Raw genomic sequence first — 17,888 nt, 5'->3', positions numbered from 1 at the left:
CGCGCGTTCAGGGCGTGACGACGTCGCCCAGCACGATGCCTTCGCGGCGCGGGTCGGCGCCGCCGGTCAGCACCGTCCCGGTCTTGTTCTTGACGCGAATGATCGTGCTGATGCCGCTGGACTGCGAACCGGTCGAAACGGTGTGTCCCAGTGCGCGCAGGCCGGTGATCAGCGGATCGTTGGCGCCGCCGTTGCTGGTGTCGATGTTCGGATGTTCACCACCCACCGAGGTCGAGGGCGGGTTGGAGTTGCTGGCACCGAAATCGACCATCGAGGTCGCCTGCTGTGCATCGAGGCCCCAGTCGAGGGCGCCGACCACGGTCTTGACCACGTACTGGATGATCGTGCCGCCGCCCGGCGAACCGGTGGCCATCAGGAAGTCGCCGGGGCCGCTGCCGTTGAACACCATCGTGGGCGCCATCGTGCTGCGCGGGCGCTTGCCCGGCGCGACACGGTTGGGCACCAATGCGCCGTTGATGTCGGTCGGCGACGCGTTGAAGTCGGTCAACTGGTTGTTCAGCATGATGCCGTGGCTCATGTGGTACGAACCCAGCGAGGCTTCGACCGTGGTCGTCATCGTGACCACGTTGCCTTCCTTGTCGACGATCGAGAAGTGGGTCGTGCCGTGCTCGACGGTCGTGTCCACACCGATCGGCGGCAGGCCGAAGTCACCGGCCGGTGCCACGCCCATCGTCTTGCTGGTCCGGATCAGGTCGGCACGCAGACGCATGTAGTCCTTGTTGAGCAGCGTGTTCGCGCTGCCGCCGGGCAATGGCACGAAGTCGGTGTCGGCCACGTACTTGTCGCGGTCGGCATAGGCCAGGCGCTCGGCTTCGGTCACCAGGTGCACGCCCATCACCGTGGGCTTGCCGCCTTCGAGGTCCTTGCTGCCGTCGGCAAGGACGGTGCCGGTCGGCTTGTACAGGTCGAGATTGAAGTTCTCCAGGATGCCCAGCGCCGACAGCACGCCGATGCCGCCCGAGGACGGTGGCGACATACTGCAGATGTAGTAGGCGCGGTAGGTCGTGCAGACCGGCTCGCGGCGCTTGGGACGGTAGTTCTTCAGGTCGTCCAGCGTGGTCAGGCCGGGCGTGATGACCGAGCCGTCGGCGCCTTGCGTGATGCCGATCTTGGCGACGATGTCTTCGGCGATCTTGCCGGTGTACATCGCGTCGGCGCCTTGGCTGGCCATGGCCTTGAGCACCCCGGCGTAAGCCGGATTGGTCAGCGTCGTGCCCAGCGGTTTGGGCGCGCCAGATGCATCGAGGAAGTAGGCGGCGGCTTCGGCGTCGCGCTTGAGGTTCGGTGCCGATCCCGAGATGGCCGCGGCCATGCGCCCGCCGATCTTGAAGCCGTCGGTCGCGAGCCGCGTGCCTTCGCCGAACAGGTCCTTCCAGGCCAGCTTGCCGTGGTCGCCGTGCGCCATCTCGAGCATGCGCATCACGCCCGGCGTGCCGATGGAGCGGCCGCTGGCGCGGGCACTGGGCACGGGCGTGGTCTTGTTGGACACATCGATGTAGCGCAGGTAGTCGCCGGTGGCGGCGGCCGGGGCCGTCTCGCGGCCGTCGTAGGCCTGGACCTTGTTGGTCTTCACGTCGTAATAGAGCATGAAGGCGCCGCCGGCCAGACTGCTCGATTGGGGTTCGACCAGCGCGAGCACGGCCTGCACCGCGATCGCCGCATCGGCAGCGCTGCCGCCAGCCTTGAGAACGTCGCAGCCGGCCTTGGTGGCCAGCGGATGGTTGGCCACCACCATGTAGCTCTTGGCCGTGACCAGCTTGTGGCCGACCACATAGCCGGAGGCGGGTTCGGGCGCTGCCGGGTCGCCGGGATCGCCCGAGCCGACCACCACGGGCGTGGTGCCGGGGTTGGTCGTGAGGCAGCTGTTGTCGACCGCGACCGGGGGCGTGACCGGCGGCGTGACCGTGGTCGGCGGCGGGTCAATGTTGACGCCGCCGCTGTTGTTGTTGCCGCCACCGCATCCGAAGAGCGTGAGCGACAAGGCGATCGGCGTGAGAATCCACCAGGTCTGATTTTTTTTCATTGGTATTTTTTTGGGATTTCTTGAAGAACGAAAGTCGCAGGGCGCGACCTTCGGGTTGAGCATGTCTCGTGCCAACCCTTCGATCTTGCCCCAGGAGTCCGGGGGACGGCAGAAACTCGGCGACAGCGCTGTGGAGGGCGGTGCGTTCAGACGAATCGGGCCTGTGCTGAATCGCGACAGGAACGCCGCCAAACGCCAGGCCAAAAAAAAGCCCGCTGTCGTTGTGACAGCGGGCTCTCCAGAGGCCTTGCGGCTTGTAGTGGCTCCTCGACCTGGGCTCGAACCAGGGACCTACGGATTAACAGTCCGGCGCTCTACCAACTGAGCTATCGAGGAACAAGCCTCAAATTATATGCAATGGATCCTCGGATTTTCGAGGGCGGGCCTTTGATTTTCATCGGCGCCTGCCACCGGCTGCACCGCCACCTGACTTGCGACCTCCTGCCGAGCCATCCATATCGAGCAAGCCAGTGGGTGCCAGTCCCCGCTTTCAAATGTCGAACTGCACGCCTTGCGCCAGCGGCAGCGCACGCGAGTAGTTGATGGTGTTGGTCGCGCGACGCATGTAGGCCTTCCATGCGTCCGAACCCGACTCGCGGCCGCCGCCGGTTTCCTTGTCACCCCCGAATGCGCCGCCGATCTCCGCGCCCGAGGTGCCGATGTTGACGTTGGCGATGCCGCAATCCGAACCCGAGGCCGACAGGAAGACCTCCGTTTCACGGAGGTCGTTGCTGAAGATCGCGGACGACAGGCCCTGTGGTACGTCGTTCTGCAGGGCGATGGCCTCCTCGAGCTTCTCGTAGCCGAGCACGTAGAGGATCGGGGCGAAGGTCTCGTGGCGCACGGAGTCGGTCTGCCGCGGCATTTCGACCAGGGCAGGGCGCACGTAGAACGTGTCGGGGAACTCGGCCTCGAGCAGCCGTTCGCCGCCCGTGACGGTGCCGCCATCGGCGCGCGCGGATGCCAGCGCCTGCTGCATGCCGTCGAATGCGGCCCGGTCGATCAGCGGGCCGACCAGGGTGCCCGGTACCAGCGGGCTCCCCACGGGCAGTCCGGCGTAGGCCTTCTTGAGGCGTGTCACCAGCGCATCGCGCACGCTGTGGTGCACGATCAGCCGGCGGGTCGAGGTGCAACGCTGACCCGCCGTGCCGGCCGCCGCGAAGGCGATGCCGCGCACCGCCAGTTCCAGGTCGGCCGAGGGCGCGACGATGACTGCGTTGTTGCCACCCAGCTCGAGCAGCGAACGGCCGAAGCGCCGTGCCACGCGCGGACCCACCTCGCGGCCCATGCGGGTGCTGCCGGTCGCCGAGAGCAAGGCCACCTTCGGATGGTCGACCAGCGCCTCGCCCACGTCCCGCAAGCCCTGCACGACCTGAGACAGATGCGCCGGTGCATCGCCCAGCCGGGCCGCGGCACGCTCGAACAGGGCCTGGCAGGCCATCGACGTGAGGGGTGTCTTCTCGGAAGGCTTCCAGACCACGGCATCGCCGCAGACGATGGCCAGCGCGGTGTTCCAGGCCCAGACCGCGACGGGGAAGTTGAAGGCAGTGATCACACCCACGACGCCGAGGGGATGCCACGACTCCATCATGCGATGGCCGGGGCGCTCCGAGGCGATGGTCAGGCCGTAGAGCTGGCGCGAGAGGCCCACCGCGAAGTCGCAGATGTCGATCATCTCCTGCACTTCGCCCAGGCCTTCGGTGAAGATCTTGCCGGCTTCCAGCGAAACCAGTTCGCCCAGCAGCTGCTTTTCCTTCCGTAGCTCTTCGCCCAGCAGGCGGACCAGCTCGCCCCGGCGCGGCGCCGGCACGTTGCGCCAGACCAGGAAGCTCGCATGCGCGCGCTCGACGACGGCGTTCACCTCGGCGGCCGAATGCGCTTGCACGCGGCCGATCTCGGCACCATCGATGGGCGAACGCACGGCCATCGTGCCTTGCGCGAGCGCAGAGGCGGGCACCCCAAGTGAGCCGAGAAGATGAAGTGCGCGGTCGGTCGTATGGGTCATGGTGTGAATCGATGAACAGAGAAATGAGGAATGAACAGGGAGGGGTACGGGGCGCGTTCCCGCATCGCCATGGGCTGCAGCGCGGCGTCTCGTGGTGCGGGGCATGCCGGGAATCGGCCTATTGGCGCAGACGCCCCGGGCCCGCCGATCGGCGCTCGTCGGCGGCCGGCAGCACGCCACGGTCGACCCTGCGGCTCAGGACCACCGAGGTCGTCGTCTGAAGGATGCCGTCCATCTTTCCGATGAAGTCGAGCACCCGATCGAGCTGTTCGTGGTTCTCGCAACGCAGCACCGCGAAGTAGTCGTACTGGCCGCTGACGGCGGACACCTCGTGCACCTCGGGAAGACCCGTCAGTGCCTCGATCACGCTGTCGACCTTCTTCGCGTTGACACACAGGCCGCTGAAGGCCAGCACGCCGGCCCGCGCCAGACGCTGGCCGAGGCGCACGCCGTAGCCGGCCACCACGCCTTCGCGCTCCAGCCGCGCGATGCGGTCGACCACGGTCGTGCGTGCCACGCCCAGCTCACGCGCCAGCGCCGCCGCCGGGGTCCTGGCATTGCGCCGCAGCAGGCTCAGCAACCGGCGGTCGGTGCTATCGAGGCGTCGATCCATCGGTTGCACCGGTTTCCTGGAGGAAGGCGTTGATCATGGCCTTGGTGGCCCGCATTTCCTCGACGATCCATTCGCAGAAGATGCGGACCTGTCTTCTCTCGCGCTGCTCCTCCGAGAAGACGAGAAAATATGAAGTCTCGCTTTGCACCATCTTGCCCACCGGCATGACGAGCGTGCCCGCGACGATCGAGTCGTTGGCCAGGATCACGTCGCTCATCGCGATGCCGAAGCCGGCCTCGGCCGAGCGCAGTGCCATGTCGAGCGCGTCGAATTCCAGGCCGCCGTCGGTGCTGAATTCGCCGCCACCCCACTTGCGCGACCAGATCTGCCAGTCCGCCCGGCTCGGCAGCGGATGCAGCAGCGTCAGCTCCTCGAAATCGGCGGCCTGCCGGATCTGGCGCGCGCCGAGATAGGTGGGCGCGCACACCGGCACCAGCCATTCGGGATAGAGCTCGATGGCGTTCTTCTCGGGCCAGTTTCCGAGCCCGTAGCGGATGCCCAGCTCGGCGTCGCCGTCGCCCGAGGTCATGTCGTGCCAGCGCATCTGCACCACCAGGCGGATGAGCGGATGCTGGGCCTGGAAGCGCTTGAGCCGGGGGTAGAGCCAGCGCAGCGCGAAGGTCGGCACGACCTTGAGCGTCAGCGTGTCGTCGTCGCGCTGGAAGGACTTCACGGTCCTGGAGATCTCGTCGAAGGCCACGCCCACGCTCGCGGCCAGCGTCCTGCCGGCTTCCGTGATGTCCAGCCCGTTGTGCGTCCGAAGGAACAGTGCCAGGCCCAACTGCTCCTCGAGGATACGGATCTGGCGGCTCACGGCGCTCTCGCTGATGCACAGCAGCGTCGCGGCGCGCTTCACGCTCATCTGCGCGGCGACGATCTCGAAGCAGCGGAGTGCATTCAGCGAGGGCAGTCGTCGGGACATGGTGCGGTCTCCTCGAACGCCTGCGGGTCGGCGTTCAATGCGTATCGGGTGAAGCAGCGGTTGGAAGCCGGCGCGGGCATGACGTCCATGACACCGGCCGCGGGTTCCATCACCACCATCGCCACCGTGGCGGCGACGCTGCCGAGGCTGCCCGCGCGTGCGGGCCTGCAGACGGCGTAGGGCGTGCCGAAATCGTCGAGCAGGGCCTGGACCAGGTCATGGCGATCGAGCATCCGCTTGCGATTCAGCAACTTCCGTACCCGCCAGTCACGATAGCGGCTCTCGGGCAGGCTGTCCGTGCCGGTTTCCCGCAGCTTGCCAAGTGCCGCGTGATGGACCCAGTGGTTCGCATGCACGATCAGGCCGTCGTCGCCGGGGTAGATCGCGAACGCCTCGTCCGGCGCGCACTCGAAGTCGATGCCGAAGCCCTCGGCCATGCCCAGCATGATGTTGTTCGAGCACGACTTGGGCGTGGTCGCGACGGCCTTGATGGCGAGTGCGAAATGGGTCTGCTCGAGCACCTTGCGGCGGATCAGCGAGAGCGGCACGCCCGCGGTCTTGAAGTCGCGGTCCGACTCGAGGTAGTTCGCGGTGATGGACACGCCCGCGCTGTTGAAGCCGCTGCGCGCCAGGCCGCCCGCCTCGACGAAAGTGAGGAAGTCGGGGCCGTCGTCGCGGCGAACGCGCAGCACCACCGCGGTGTCGATGCACTCGGTGCGCCAGTCCCAGTTCTGGCCATGGATCAGGTGGCCGTTCGCGGAGCGCTCCGGCAGGATCAGGGCCCCGGTGCAGCCGTCGGCGGGCTCTAGCCCGGCGTCGCCATCGCGCTCGGCGCGCGCCTGCGCCACCACCTCGGTGCGTGCATTGATCATCACGACACTCTCGAAGTCGATGCCCGCGCCCTCGGCGATGCCGCGCATCTCGTCGAGGTAGTGCGGCGCGAAGTCCTCGATGCTGCGGGCGAAGCCGCGGATCAGGCGTGAACGCGAGGCTGCGTCATGGCCGAGCCCGGCCAGCGTCTGTCCATACAGGGTCGCGCTGCGCTGCACGCGCAGCTTGGCCTGTCGGCCGTACTGGTGCCCGCGCTCGTAGGGTGCGCCCGACACTGAGACAAAGGGAAACTGTTGGACCATGCGCGTCTTTCACAAGGGGGCATGCGGGCGCGCATAGGTGCCCAGCGCGAAGCGGTCGAGCCTGAACGGGTCGAGCGACACTGCCGACTGCGCACCGGACACCAGGCGCGCCACGTTGCGTCCCACCGCCGGTCCCAGGCCGAAGCCATGGCCCGAGAACCCGGTGGCCACCACCAGGCCCGGCACTTGCGGCGGGCAGTCGATCACGGGCAGCGCGTCGGGCAACACGTCGATGTTGCCGGCCCACGACTTGACGACCGAGACTGCGTGCTTGCCGCCGAACATCTGGTTGAACAGATCGGCGATCTTGTCGGCGCGACGCGTGTTGGGTGGAATGCGCGGGCGGCGAGGCTCGATCGTGCGCTCCTTGCGCGGCATGGAAAGCCGGCTTTGAATGTCGTGCAGGAACGCATTGCCGAACTGGAACGCGAAGGTCTTGCGGTTGCGGATGAACGCCGGCAGGAAGAACTTCGCGGCCCGCATGGTGTCGAGCGTGAAGTCGATGTCCGAGGTCGACTCCGCCGCCAGAATGCAGGAGCCGTCCGGCCGCTGGCGCAGGCCGAGGCCCAGGCCGCAGAAGCAGGATTCGCTCAGCAGCGGCAGGGGCCGCGTCAGCGAGACGGTGTTGCGCACCACCTGCTGCGGCAGCACGAGACCGAACTTCGACAGGAAGCGGTGCGAGGTCGCACCGGCGGCGCAGACCACGGCCGACGTGCGGATCAACCCATGCTCGGTCAGCACGCCGCTGACCGCACCGCCGGTGGTCTCGATCTCGATCGCACCGCAATCCTCCAGCACGCGCGCACCGCGCTCCTCGGCCGCGCGGGCGAAGGCAATGGTCGCCATCGCGGGCTCGGCCTGGCCGTCGGTCGCGGTGTAGAGCGCGCCCGGCACACGCGGCGTGAAGGCCGGCAGCAATGCCGCCACCTGCGCACCCGTCAGCATGCGGGCGTCGGGAGAGATCGACACGGCCGATGCATGCCAGTTGTTGAAGGCTTCGCATTCGGCATCGTCCTTCGCGACGAATATGCAGCCGCTGCGGCGCCAGCCGATGTCGCGGCCCAGTTCGCGTTCGAGCCCAGGCCAGATCGACAGGGCTTCCAATGCCAGGGGCATCTCCGCCAGGTCGCGGTACTGCGTGCGCACGAAGCCCCAGTTCCGCCCCGACTGCTGCGAGGCCACCTTGTTCTTCTCGACCAGCACCACCTTCAGGCCCATGCCGGCCAGGTAGTAGGCCGAGGTCGCGCCGACGATGCCGCCACCCAGCACGACCACGTCGGCCTGCGTGGGGAACACTTCCTCGGTCTGCCAGAGGCGCGAGATGGCGTCGTCGGGCGTGTGCGAATAGAGGCTAAGCGTTTGCATCGAGGATCGCGTCCATGTCCATCTCGACGAAGATCTCGCGCTCGAACAGCCCCGCCTGGACCGTGGTGCATGCCGGGTTGACGCCGTCGAAGGTCTCGGCGAACACCGCCATGATCCGCTCGTAGTGCAGGGGATCGGAGATGTACATGCGCACGCGCACCACGTCCTTCAAGCCGGCACCGGCCTGTGCCAGCGCGGTCGATGCATTGCGGAACAACTGGCGCGTCTGGTCGACGGCGTCCACCGGCAGTTGCCCCGTCGAGTAGTTGTAGCCCGTGGTGCCCGAGAGCATCACGTGGCTGCCGACCACGACGGCGCGGCTGTAGTTGTAGGTCCGCTCGAACTCGCTGCCCGAGGAGATCAGCTGGCGGCGTGGGGAAAGGGTCTGCTTCGTCGTGTTCATGAGGCTTGTGCGTTGGACGTGGAAGAGCTCAGGGTCGGGCGATCGGGTGCCAGCGCGGCGAAGCTCGCGCCGAACTCGCGCTGCACGCTCGGCAGGTCATCGCCGAAGACCGATGCCGCGAGCGCCTGGGCCAATGCGGGCGAGGCCAGGATGCCGCACCCGCCCTGGGCGGCCAGCCAGTGAAAGCCCGGCGACCCTGCGCGCGTGCCCACCACCGGATTGCGGTCGGCGGCAAAGGTGCGCAGGCCGGCCCATTGCGACTGCACCTGCGTCACGCGGAAGGCGGTGTCGCGCTCGATGTTCGCGATGCCCTGCGCCACGTCCTCGTCGCGCGCATGCACCTCGCCGGGCTCGGTGAGCACGGAGTCGCACAGGCTGCCCAGCATGCGGCCCGCTTCGGGCCGGATGTACCACTGGTAGTCCAGGTTGCCGACGAAGGGCCATGCGTCGGGACTGATGCTGCCCTCGGCGACGAAATTGAAGGCCGTGCGGCGCATGGCCTTGAGCCCCACCGGCGCTTCGCCCGCCAGCACCGCCACCTGGTCGGCCCAGGCGCCGGCGGCATTTACCAGCACCGGCGCCTCGATCGTCGTGCGTGCCGTGCGCACCTGCCATGTGCCGTTGCGCCGTTCGATCGACAGCACCGGCTCGCCCGAGATGAAGACCGCATCGCGTGCCTTGGCACCGTTCGCATAGCCTTCGAGCAGCGCCGCGATGTCGAGGTCCATGGCGTCCGGTTCATGAACGCCGGCCGCCACGCCTTCGGGACGCAAGGCCGGGAAGAGCGCGAGCGTCTCGGCCGCGTCGGTGATGCGGGCCTTCGCGCCCACGCTCTCGATCTGCTCGCGGATGCTTTCCAGGCGTGCTTCCTGTCCACTGCGTGCCACCGTGAGGCAACCGCGTGAAGTGAGCAGCGGGCCGTTGCAGAAGTCGGTCGGCGGACGTTCGAGGAAGGACTGGCTGGCTGCCGCCATACGGCGCATCGTGTCGGCCGAGATGCCAAGCGTGTACTGCGCCGCGGTGCGTCCCGAGCTGTGGTGACCCAGCGTGTTCTCGCGCTCCACCAATGCCACCGACATTCTTTGCGACAGGAAGAAGGCCGCGGAGGCGCCAGCCATTCCGCCCCCCACGATCACGACATCTTTTTTCATTCGAACCCTTTGTTGAAATTGCGATGCGCACGCATTCGTGCGCTTCGGATTGATTAGATGCGTGACGCACCAGAGTGGGCAATTTCAATAATTGGAAGACAGGGGAGAAAAAACGCTCGACATGCGGCAGGCGATCAGAGGGCGCGCGAGATGGCTTCCATCATGGCGATCTCGCGTGCACTGGCCGCGTCGTCGCTGACCGCGGCGCGCGACGACAGGCGCACGATCACCAGGCGGCTCGCCGGATCGATCCACAGCCATTGGCCGTGGATGCCGATCGCGCAGTAGGCACCGTGCGCGTTGCCGGTGCTGTACCAGCACGAGCGGTAGCTGCCCTTGTCGGTGAACATGTCGTTGAAGTTGCCGTCGGTCCATGCCTGGGCGCTGCCCTGTGTCCGCATGTCCTCGATCCAGGCGCGTGGAATCACCGACTGGCCGGTCGCATTGGTGCCGCCGTCGAGCACCAGCTGGCCGAAACGCGCGAGGTCGCGCGCTGTCATGCACAGGCCTCCGGCGGCCCGCGCCGTGCCGGAGCGCTCGACCGTGATGTAGGCCGCGCCTTTCGCGCCCATGGGCTCCCAGAGCTTCTCGGCAAGGTACGCGTGATAGCGCTTGCCCGTGGCGGCTTCGATGACCAGGCCCAGCATGTCGGTGTTCGGCGAGGCGTAGTAGAAGCGCCGGCCATGGTCATGCCGCGCCGACGTGAGCGTACGCAGGAACTGCGGCATGGTCTCGGCCGTGCCGAGCGGGTCGCTGTTCCACAGCATGGCCCTGCGATAGCGGTCGAACAGGCCCTCGCGGTCGAGGTACTTGTCCTCGAACGCGATGTCGACGCTCATGTCGAGCAGGTCGCGCACGCGGGCCTTCCCATAGGCGCTGTCGGCGGGAAGGTCGACGTAGGCCGACACGGGCAGCGCCGGGTCGAGTCCGTGCTCGCGTGCCGCGATCCCGGCCAGCATGCCGGTCCAGGACTTGGTGATCGAGAACACCGTGTGCGGCTTGTGGCGGTCCACATGCGGCGCATACCACTCACCGATCGGCACGCCGTCGCGCATCACGACCAGCGCGTCGGCCTCGGAACGCACGAGGTGCGACAGCAGCGGCACCTGTTCGTCGTCGGCGTAGGGCACGGCGACGCGCCCGAGTGCTTCGTGCCGGTCCGCCTGTTCGTCTTCCGTGCGCAGGCCCACGAGCGCGACGGGAATGATCTCGCTGAGATGCTGGAAGCTCCATTGCCCGTTCGGCGCGGAGCGCCAGTTGTCGAGGTCGATGCGATTTCGGTTCGTGGGTGAATTCATGGGGGATAGGTCAAGACAAGGGGAATCGGTGCTCAGTCGGTCAGTGCGGCGGAACGCAATACGAGGTCCTCGCGGCGGCAGGCCACGAAGTGGTCTGGCGCGACTTCGCGCAGCGGCGGGGCCTGCCGTGCACAGGCCTGCTCGGCGTAGCGGCATCGCGTGCGGAAGGCGCAGCCCGAAGGCGGGTCGAGCGGGCTGGGCATGTCGCCTTCGAGGATGATCCGCTCCCGCCGCGCCGTGGGGTCGGGCAGCGGTACGGCGGACAGCAGTGCCTCGGTGTAGGGATGGTGAGGTCGCTCGAACAGCGCGCGGGTCGGTGCGATCTCCACCAGCCGGCCGAGGTACATCACCGCGACGCGGTCCGAGATGTGGCCCACCACCGCCATGTCGTGCGCGATGAAGAGGATCGCCAGGTTCATCCGCTGCTTGAGCTCGAGCAGCAGGTTCACGACCTGCGCCTGGATCGACACGTCGAGCGCCGACACAGGCTCGTCGGCGACCAGCAGCTCGGGGTCCATGATGAGTGCGCGGGCCAGGCCTACGCGCTGGCGCTGGCCACCCGAGAGCTGGTGCGGATGGCGCTCCGAAAGCCAGCCCGGAAGTCCGACCAGCGCGAGGGCCTGGTCCACCTTGGCGTGCCGTTCGGCGGCGCTGAAGCCACCGTGAATCTCCAGCGGCGCTGACACGATAGAGCGGATCGTCATGCGCGCATTGAGCGACGCGAAGGGGTCCTGGAACACCATCTGGATCTTGCGCCGCACGGGCCGCAGCGCACGCCGCGACAGCCGGGTGATGTCCGCGCCGTCGAAGCGGATGCTGCCCGCGGTCGGCGTGCTGAGCCGCAGCACGGTGCGTCCTACCGTGGTCTTGCCCGAGCCCGATTCGCCGACGAGGCTCAGCACCTCGCCGCGCCGGATGGTGAAGGACACGTCGTCGACGGCCTTCACTTCGCGCAGTACGCGGCCGAACCAGCCCGTCTCGACGGGGAAGCTCTTGCGCAGGTTGGAGACCTCGAGCAAGGGCGTGGGGTCTGTCTGTGGATGCGTCATGCGGTCTTGCTCGCGAGTTCCTGCCAGCGCAGGCAGCGCACGGTTCGGTGGGAAGGGCCGGCTTCGAGCGCCGGCACCAGCGTGTCGCAGCGGCCCGCGACCGCGGCGTGGCAGCGCGGGTGGAACGAGCATCCAGCCGGCGTGAGCCGGGGATCGGGCACGTTGCCCGGGATGGCCGACAACGCGCCCTCGCGCCGACCGGCCCTGTCCAGGCGGGGTACCGAGGCGAGCAGGCCCGCCGTGTAGGGCATCAACGGTTGTGCGAACAGAGCCTTCACATCGGCCTGTTCGACCACCCGGCCGGCGTACATGACCAGCACGCGGTCGGCGATCTCGGCCACGACGCCCAGGTTGTGCGTGATGAACAGCACGGCCAGCCCGGTGCGCTCCTGCAGCCTGCGTAGCAGGTCGAGGATCTGCGCCTGGATGGTCACGTCGAGCGCCGTGGTCGGTTCGTCGGCGATCAGCACCGACGGTTCCCCGGCCAGCGCGATGGCGATGAGCACGCGCTGGCGCATGCCGCCCGAGAGCTGGTGCGGGTAGGTGCCCAGGCGCGAGCGGGCCGCCGGGATGCCCACCAGGTCGAGCAGGCGGCAGGCTTCGTCCTGCGCATCGCCGCGCGACATCGGGCGGTGTAGCACGATCGCCTCGGTCAGCTGGCGGCCGAGCGTCAGGACCGGATTGAGCGACGTCATCGGCTCCTGGAACACGATGGCGATCTCCTTGCCGCGAACGCGCCGCATCCCTTCTTCCCCCAGCGTCAGCAAGTCGCGCGGGCCGGTTCCGTTGTCGTAGATCACGCGGCCCGTCGCACGGCAGCCCGCCACGTCCGGCAGCAGGCCCATCAGCGCGAGGCTGGTGACGCTCTTCCCCGAGCCGGATTCACCGACGACCGCGAGCGTTTCGCCGTGCGACAGCGTGAAGGACACGTCGGACACCGCGGCGACGCTCTGGCGCCCTTGCCGGAACGCGATCGCCAACTGCTCCACGCGCAGCAATGGGTGGAACGCGCTCATCGGCTGGCCGCCCGCGGATCGAGGGCATCGCGGATGCCGTCGCCCAGGAAGTTGAAGCTCGTCACGGCCAGCGTGATGGCGATGCCGGGAATGATGGCCAGCCACGGGGCGCTGGTCATGTAGCTTTGTGCGTTGTTGAGCATGTTTCCCCAACTGGCCATCGGCGGCTGGATGCCGTAGCCGAGATAGCTCACATAGGATTCGAGAAGAATGGCCTTGGCCACGTTGAGCGTGGCGGCGACGACCAGCGGCGGCATGGCGTTGGGCAGCAGTTCGCGGAACATGATCCGCAGGTCGCTCGCGCCCAGGGCCTCGGCCGCGACCGCGAAATCGCGTTCGCGCAGCGCGCGGATCTGCGCCTCGACGATGCGGGCGACGTCCATCCATGCCGTGGCGGCGATCAGCAGCGTGATCGACAGCACACCCGGATCGAGCAGTGCCGCCAGCGCGAGCAGCAGGAAGATGGTGGGGAAGCACAGCACCGCGTCGACGAAACGCATGATGACCGCGCCGACCCATCCGCCGTAGTAGCCCGCCACCGTCCCGAGCAGGATGCCGACCCCCATCGCGATGAGCATCGCGACGACGCCGATGGTCAGCGAGATGCGTCCACCGGCCATGAGCCGTGCGAGCACGTCGCGCCCCAGCTCGTCGGTGCCCAGCAGGTGGCCAAACGCGAACGGCTGCGCGAAGCGATGCCTGATGTCGATGTAGGTGTCGGAGAACGGCAGCAGGTACGGCGCCAGGAACGAAGCCAGCGCGAGAACCACGATGGTGGCCAGGCCCGCCATCGCGAGCCGGTGGCTTCGCAGCCGCCGCCATGCGCTGGGTGTCCCGGGCATCGATGCCGGCGTGGGCTCGAGCGCATGGGCGCCGGCCGTGGTGGAGAAGCGTTGGGTCATGGGTCAGCCCACACGGATGCGCGGATCGATGGCCGCATAGAGGATGTCCGCCAGAAACGAACCCAGCAGGACCATGAAGCCCGAGAGCAGCAGGATGCCCATGACGACGGGATAGTCGCGGTATTCGATGGAGTCGAGGAACAGGCGCCCCATGCCGGGCCAGGTGAACACGGTCTCGGTCACCAGCGCGCCACCGAGCAGGCTGGGGAACTGAAGGCCTGCCACGGTGATCATCGGCAGCAACGCGTTGCGCAGTGCGTGACCGGACAGCACGCGCCAGCGCGGCAGCCCCTTGGCGCGCGCGGTGCGGATGTAGTCCTGTCCCAGAACGTCGAGCATCGAGGAACGCATGAAGCGCGCCCAGATCGCCAGTTCGACGCAGGCGAGCACCGCCACCGGCGCGATCATGTGGTGCAGGTGGTCGAGCAGCGAGTCTTCTCCAGCGGTGTAGCGGTTGCCTGAGGGCAGCCATCCGAGTTCGACGGAGAACACATAGATGGCCACCAGGCCGAACCAGAAGGTGGGAATGGACAGCGCGACCATCGCACCCACGGTGGACAGCGCATCGAAGACCGAATAGCGCCTGACCGCCGCCAGCACACCGATCCAGCAGCCCGCGATCACCGCGATCAGCATCGATGTCGCCATGAGCTCGAAGGTGGCGCCCAGGTGCGCGCCGATGACCGACAGCACCGGCGAGCTGTCGCGGTACGACTTGCCCCAGTCGCCGCCGAGCGTGCGCCACAGCCAGTCGACGTACTGCACTGGCAGCGGCCGGTCGAGGCCGAGCTGGGCCGAGATGCGGGCGATGTCCTCGGGGCTCATCTGTGCCGCCATCGCGACCTGCGACAGCGGACCGCCGGGTGCCAGGTGCAGGATCGAGAAGCCGATGATCGACACGAGGAGCAGCATCAGGCCGGCCTGTGCCAGCCGCTGTAGGGTGTACTTGGTCACCGTGGAGGCCTCACGCCCAGTGCCATTCGCGCACGTTCCAACAGTTCGACGAGCAGTTGATGTTGGCCTGGAAGCCGCGCAATCCGCTCTTCATTCCTTCGACGGCGATGAACTGCGATATCGGCAGCAGCGGCAAGTCTTCGCGCACGATGCTCTGGATCTGGCCGTAGGTTTTCTTGCGCGCCTCCTGCGAGAACTGCGAGGCGCCGAGCTGCATCAGCCGGTCGATCTCCGGGTTCTGGTACTGCAGAGTATTCAGTCCGCTGCCGCCCTTGGCGGGGATGGCCTTGCTGCTGAAGCGTGGCGTCACATCGGGGTCGCTGCCGAGCAGGAAGTTCGAGCCGACCATCGCCGACTGGAATTGCGACTTCTGCCAGAAGTCGCCCCACATGACCGCTCCCGGCATGTTCTTGATCGTCATGGCCGCACCGATCTCTCGCCACTCCTGCGCGAGCAGCTGCTGCGCCTGTTCGCGCTGCGGGTTGCCCGAGGTGGTGGAGTTGGTGAACTCCAGCCGCACGCCGCCCTTGCCGCGGATGCCGTCGCTGCCGCGCACCCAGCCCGCGGCGTCGAGCAGCGCGTTGGCCTGCGCGGGGTCGTGGACGTGCTTGGGCAGGTCGGTCTTGGCGGCCCAGGATTGCGGCGGGAAGAAGGACTCGGTCGGCTGCGGCAACCCGTAGTAGATGGCGTCGATGCGCGCGCGCTTGTTCATGCCGAGGTAGAGCGCCTGGCGCACCACCTTGTGCGCAAAGGGCGGGTGCTCCAGGTTCAGCGCGATGTAGTCGATGATCGGGGACGGCGCCGGATAGAGCGTGCGCCCCTGCAGTCCACGCGCCTTCTCGACGAAGTTGGCCGATACCCCGGGCTGGCCGATGTAGTCGATGTCCCCGGTGCGGAACTGTGTGTACAGCACCGTGAGGTCCGGAATGTACTTGAAGAAAAAGCGCTGCAGGTACGGCCCGGCCTTGTGATAGTTCGTGTTGGCTTCGAGCTGGATGTGGTCGCCGGCCACGCGCTTGACCCACCTGAACGGCCCGGTGCCCACGGGGGCCTGGTTGAACGGGGCGTCGTTCAGGCCCGCCTTCTCCAGCAGGTGCCTGGGCACCATGAAGACCAACGCCATGATCGACAGGTAGGGCGCGTAGGGCTTCTCCATCTTCCAGTGGATCTCGTCGGGTGCGACCACCACGATGTCCCGGACCAGGCTGTGGCCCACGCGGTTGCGCGCACGGAAGCCCGGGTTGTTGATCAGCTCCATCGTGAATTTCACGTCGTTGGCGGTGAAGGGCGTGCCGTCGTGCCACTTGGCATCGGGTCGCAGCTTGACCTTCCAGGTCAGCCCGTCGGCGGAGAGTCCGCCGTTTTCGATGCTGGGCACTTCCTTCGCCAGGTCGGCGATCACCCGGCCTTCGGCGTCCAGATACCAGAGCGGGCTGAACACCGCCCACCACACGCCCTGGTCGACCTCCGAGCCGGGCATCAGCGGATGGAACACCGTCGGCTCCTGCGAGATGCCCGCCACCACCTGCCCCGAAGGCTTGCGCCCGGGTGCGGCGGTCTGGGCCATGCCGGTCGGCAGGTACAGCCCGGCCGCGGTGGCGGCGCCCATTGCAAGGATGTCGCGGCGCATGAAGCTGCCGTCTTTTTTCATTTCGATGCCCATCGTTTATTTCCTCGTCGTGTCAAAGGATCAGACCAAGGGCATTACAGAGGCAGACCCTGACAGGGTCAATTGCAATAATTGGAACCTTGGGATGCAAAAAAATGGCCCAGGTCAGGCCCCGGGCATCGGCGTCGTCAGGCTGCCTTGCGCAGCGCTTCGACGGGGACGGTGGCGTTGCCCAGGGCGGCATAGCAACGGCCCACGGCGGTGCCGAGGAAGGCCTCGAGCGACACCTGTTCCTGCCCCACGAAACCCGATTGCGGCAGCTTGCCCGCGCGCAGCAGGCCGAACACACCCACCACGCCCGCGGCCGTCGACAGCTCGATGGCGGTGCGATCGGTCTCGCAGAGCTTCTCGCCGAAGATGCGTGCCAGGCGCGTCTCCTGCTCGAAGCGTCCACCGCGCATGCCGGAGGCCGACGCGAACACGATGACCACGTCCTCGCGGCTGTGCGGCACCGCGTGCTCCAGCACCTGGCGCAACAGGTCGCGGCGCTCGATCAGGCGCAGGTCGTGCAGCAGGAAGGCCATGGCATCGCGGTGGCCCGGATAGCGGATGGTCTTGTAGTCGAGGTTGCGCACCTTGCCCGCGAGCGTTTCGCACAGCGTGCCCAGGCCGCCCGAGGTGTTGAAGGCCTCGAAGGCTTCCGCATCCAGCGTGAAGGTCTCGTGGCCCTCCAGCGGCTGTACCGACAAGGCCTGGCCGTTGGCGATCGCATCGCAGGGGTTGCAATACTCGTTGATGACGCCGTCGATGCTCCAGGTGAAGTTGTAGCGAAGGCTGTTGGTCGCGTTGCGCGTGAGCGCCCCGACGCGCAGGCGCAGGTCGAACAACTCGTCGAAGCGTCCCGCAAGGTGGCCGCCCAGCATGCCGATCACGCCTGGCGCCAGGCCGCACTGCGGCATCAGCACCGACGAGGCCGTGGCCGCGAGCTGGCGGATGGCCGTGGTGGCGCCTACGTCCTCGGTCAGGTCGAGGTAGTGCACGCCGCGGCGCGCTGCTTGCGTTGCCACGCGCTCGGCGAGATAGAACGGCAAGGCGTTGATGACGACCGAATGGGCCGACAGGGCCGCGCCCAGTGCGTCGTCGTCGTTCACGTCCAGCGCGAGATGCTGCACCAGCGCATGGGCTTTCGGCGACGCCGAGACGATGCGGTCGGCCAGCGTGACCGGCAGCGATTCGTGCTCGGCCAGCATGTCGGCCACCGTGCTGCCCACCTTGCCTGCACCCAGGACCAGGACGTTGCGAATATCGAAGTTGCTCATTTCATTTCCTTTTGTGCGGGTCGAATTCCGCTGCTGGAAATCGTAGGAAAACCCGCCGACGGGAGCCAGGGCACAGATCGACGGCTTGGGCGCGCGAGGCGTCGG

Annotated in this window: 15 protein-coding genes and 1 tRNA gene; all 16 read right to left on the bottom strand. The window is 67.4% G+C overall.

Features of this window, described 5'->3' with window-relative positions:
• Positions 1-7: 7 nt before the first annotated feature.
• Positions 8-2,044 carry a gamma-glutamyltransferase family protein gene (locus tag ACSFBC_RS23755; protein WP_435512796.1) on the bottom strand — a complete coding sequence of 679 codons (2,037 nt, stop codon included), beginning with the start codon at positions 2,042-2,044 and terminating at the stop codon, positions 8-10.
• A gap of 260 nt (positions 2,045-2,304) precedes the next feature.
• Positions 2,305-2,380, bottom strand: a tRNA-Asn gene (locus tag ACSFBC_RS23750).
• Between the two features lie 154 nt (positions 2,381-2,534).
• Positions 2,535-4,049: an L-piperidine-6-carboxylate dehydrogenase gene (gene amaB / locus ACSFBC_RS23745; protein WP_435512795.1), complete on the bottom strand. Its 1,515-nt coding sequence runs from the start codon at positions 4,047-4,049 to the stop codon at positions 2,535-2,537.
• A gap of 118 nt (positions 4,050-4,167) precedes the next feature.
• Positions 4,168-4,662: an Lrp/AsnC family transcriptional regulator gene (locus ACSFBC_RS23740; RefSeq protein WP_435512794.1), complete on the bottom strand. Its 495-nt coding sequence runs from the start codon at positions 4,660-4,662 to the stop codon at positions 4,168-4,170.
• Positions 4,643-5,584, bottom strand: a complete 942-nt coding sequence (locus tag ACSFBC_RS23735; RefSeq protein WP_435512793.1) for a LysR substrate-binding domain-containing protein — start codon at positions 5,582-5,584, stop codon at positions 4,643-4,645. The genes ACSFBC_RS23740 and ACSFBC_RS23735 overlap by 20 nt, the downstream gene beginning before the upstream one ends.
• Entirely contained in the window at positions 5,560-6,717 is a 1,158-nt protein-coding gene (locus ACSFBC_RS23730) for a C45 family autoproteolytic acyltransferase/hydrolase (RefSeq protein ID WP_435512792.1), read from the bottom strand. Before ACSFBC_RS23730 ends, ACSFBC_RS23735 begins: the two co-directional genes overlap by 25 nt.
• A gap of 9 nt (positions 6,718-6,726) precedes the next feature.
• Positions 6,727-8,082, bottom strand: coding sequence for an NAD(P)/FAD-dependent oxidoreductase (locus tag ACSFBC_RS23725; protein ID WP_435512791.1), 1,356 nt, complete (start codon positions 8,080-8,082; stop codon positions 6,727-6,729).
• Complete coding sequence (locus ACSFBC_RS23720; RefSeq protein ID WP_435512790.1) at positions 8,069-8,485, bottom strand: RidA family protein; 417 nt, start codon at positions 8,483-8,485, stop codon at positions 8,069-8,071. The genes ACSFBC_RS23725 and ACSFBC_RS23720 overlap by 14 nt, the downstream gene beginning before the upstream one ends.
• Positions 8,482-9,636 carry an NAD(P)/FAD-dependent oxidoreductase gene (locus ACSFBC_RS23715; RefSeq protein WP_435512789.1) on the bottom strand — a complete coding sequence of 385 codons (1,155 nt, stop codon included), beginning with the start codon at positions 9,634-9,636 and terminating at the stop codon, positions 8,482-8,484. The genes ACSFBC_RS23720 and ACSFBC_RS23715 overlap by 4 nt, the downstream gene beginning before the upstream one ends.
• A 134-nt stretch (positions 9,637-9,770) precedes the next feature.
• Complete coding sequence (locus tag ACSFBC_RS23710) at positions 9,771-10,934, bottom strand: serine hydrolase domain-containing protein (protein ID WP_435512788.1); 1,164 nt, start codon at positions 10,932-10,934, stop codon at positions 9,771-9,773.
• 32 nt (positions 10,935-10,966) lie between these two features.
• Positions 10,967-11,983, bottom strand: coding sequence for an ABC transporter ATP-binding protein (locus tag ACSFBC_RS23705; protein ID WP_435512787.1), 1,017 nt, complete (start codon positions 11,981-11,983; stop codon positions 10,967-10,969).
• Entirely contained in the window at positions 11,980-12,999 is a 1,020-nt protein-coding gene (locus tag ACSFBC_RS23700; RefSeq protein WP_435512786.1) for an ABC transporter ATP-binding protein, read from the bottom strand. The genes ACSFBC_RS23705 and ACSFBC_RS23700 overlap by 4 nt, the downstream gene beginning before the upstream one ends.
• Positions 12,996-13,901 carry an ABC transporter permease gene (locus ACSFBC_RS23695; RefSeq protein ID WP_435512785.1) on the bottom strand — a complete coding sequence of 302 codons (906 nt, stop codon included), beginning with the start codon at positions 13,899-13,901 and terminating at the stop codon, positions 12,996-12,998. The genes ACSFBC_RS23700 and ACSFBC_RS23695 overlap by 4 nt, the downstream gene beginning before the upstream one ends.
• A 3-nt stretch (positions 13,902-13,904) precedes the next feature.
• Positions 13,905-14,855: an ABC transporter permease gene (locus ACSFBC_RS23690; protein WP_435512784.1), complete on the bottom strand. Its 951-nt coding sequence runs from the start codon at positions 14,853-14,855 to the stop codon at positions 13,905-13,907.
• A gap of 10 nt (positions 14,856-14,865) precedes the next feature.
• Positions 14,866-16,518, bottom strand: coding sequence for a peptide ABC transporter substrate-binding protein (locus ACSFBC_RS23685; protein WP_435512783.1), 1,653 nt, complete (start codon positions 16,516-16,518; stop codon positions 14,866-14,868).
• A 134-nt stretch (positions 16,519-16,652) separates the two neighbouring features.
• Complete coding sequence (locus ACSFBC_RS23680; RefSeq protein WP_435512782.1) at positions 16,653-17,783, bottom strand: saccharopine dehydrogenase family protein; 1,131 nt, start codon at positions 17,781-17,783, stop codon at positions 16,653-16,655.
• Positions 17,784-17,888 lie beyond the last annotated feature (105 nt).

The sequence above is a fragment of the Variovorax frigidus genome (genome assembly GCF_051216515.1).
GTDB lineage: Bacteria > Pseudomonadota > Gammaproteobacteria > Burkholderiales > Burkholderiaceae_C > Variovorax.
The sequence above is the reverse complement of the archived record's forward strand: the minus strand, read 5'-3'. Positions and strand labels throughout refer to the sequence as shown.

Excerpts from the sequence above, each read along its gene's own strand:
- ACSFBC_RS23755 (WP_435512796.1), bottom strand. The coding sequence starts at position 2,044 with ATGAAAAAAAATCAGACCTGGTGGATTCTCACGCCGATCGCCTTGTCG.
- ACSFBC_RS23715 (WP_435512789.1), bottom strand. The coding sequence starts at position 9,636 with ATGAAAAAAGATGTCGTGATCGTGGGGGGCGGAATGGCTGGCGCCTCC.
- ACSFBC_RS23705 (WP_435512787.1), bottom strand. The coding sequence starts at position 11,983 with ATGACGCATCCACAGACAGACCCCACGCCCTTGCTCGAGGTCTCCAAC.
- ACSFBC_RS23700 (WP_435512786.1), bottom strand. The coding sequence starts at position 12,999 with ATGAGCGCGTTCCACCCATTGCTGCGCGTGGAGCAGTTGGCGATCGCG.
- ACSFBC_RS23680 (WP_435512782.1), bottom strand. The coding sequence starts at position 17,783 with ATGAGCAACTTCGATATTCGCAACGTCCTGGTCCTGGGTGCAGGCAAG.
- ACSFBC_RS23735 (WP_435512793.1), bottom strand. The coding sequence starts at position 5,584 with ATGTCCCGACGACTGCCCTCGCTGAATGCACTCCGCTGCTTCGAGATC.
- ACSFBC_RS23710 (WP_435512788.1), bottom strand. The coding sequence starts at position 10,934 with ATGAATTCACCCACGAACCGAAATCGCATCGACCTCGACAACTGGCGC.
- amaB (WP_435512795.1), bottom strand. The coding sequence starts at position 4,049 with ATGACCCATACGACCGACCGCGCACTTCATCTTCTCGGCTCACTTGGG.
- ACSFBC_RS23730 (WP_435512792.1), bottom strand. The coding sequence starts at position 6,717 with ATGGTCCAACAGTTTCCCTTTGTCTCAGTGTCGGGCGCACCCTACGAG.
- ACSFBC_RS23725 (WP_435512791.1), bottom strand. The coding sequence starts at position 8,082 with ATGCAAACGCTTAGCCTCTATTCGCACACGCCCGACGACGCCATCTCG.
- ACSFBC_RS23695 (WP_435512785.1), bottom strand. The coding sequence starts at position 13,901 with ATGACCCAACGCTTCTCCACCACGGCCGGCGCCCATGCGCTCGAGCCC.
- ACSFBC_RS23720 (WP_435512790.1), bottom strand. The coding sequence starts at position 8,485 with ATGAACACGACGAAGCAGACCCTTTCCCCACGCCGCCAGCTGATCTCC.
- ACSFBC_RS23740 (WP_435512794.1), bottom strand. The coding sequence starts at position 4,662 with ATGGATCGACGCCTCGATAGCACCGACCGCCGGTTGCTGAGCCTGCTG.
- ACSFBC_RS23685 (WP_435512783.1), bottom strand. The coding sequence starts at position 16,518 with ATGGGCATCGAAATGAAAAAAGACGGCAGCTTCATGCGCCGCGACATC.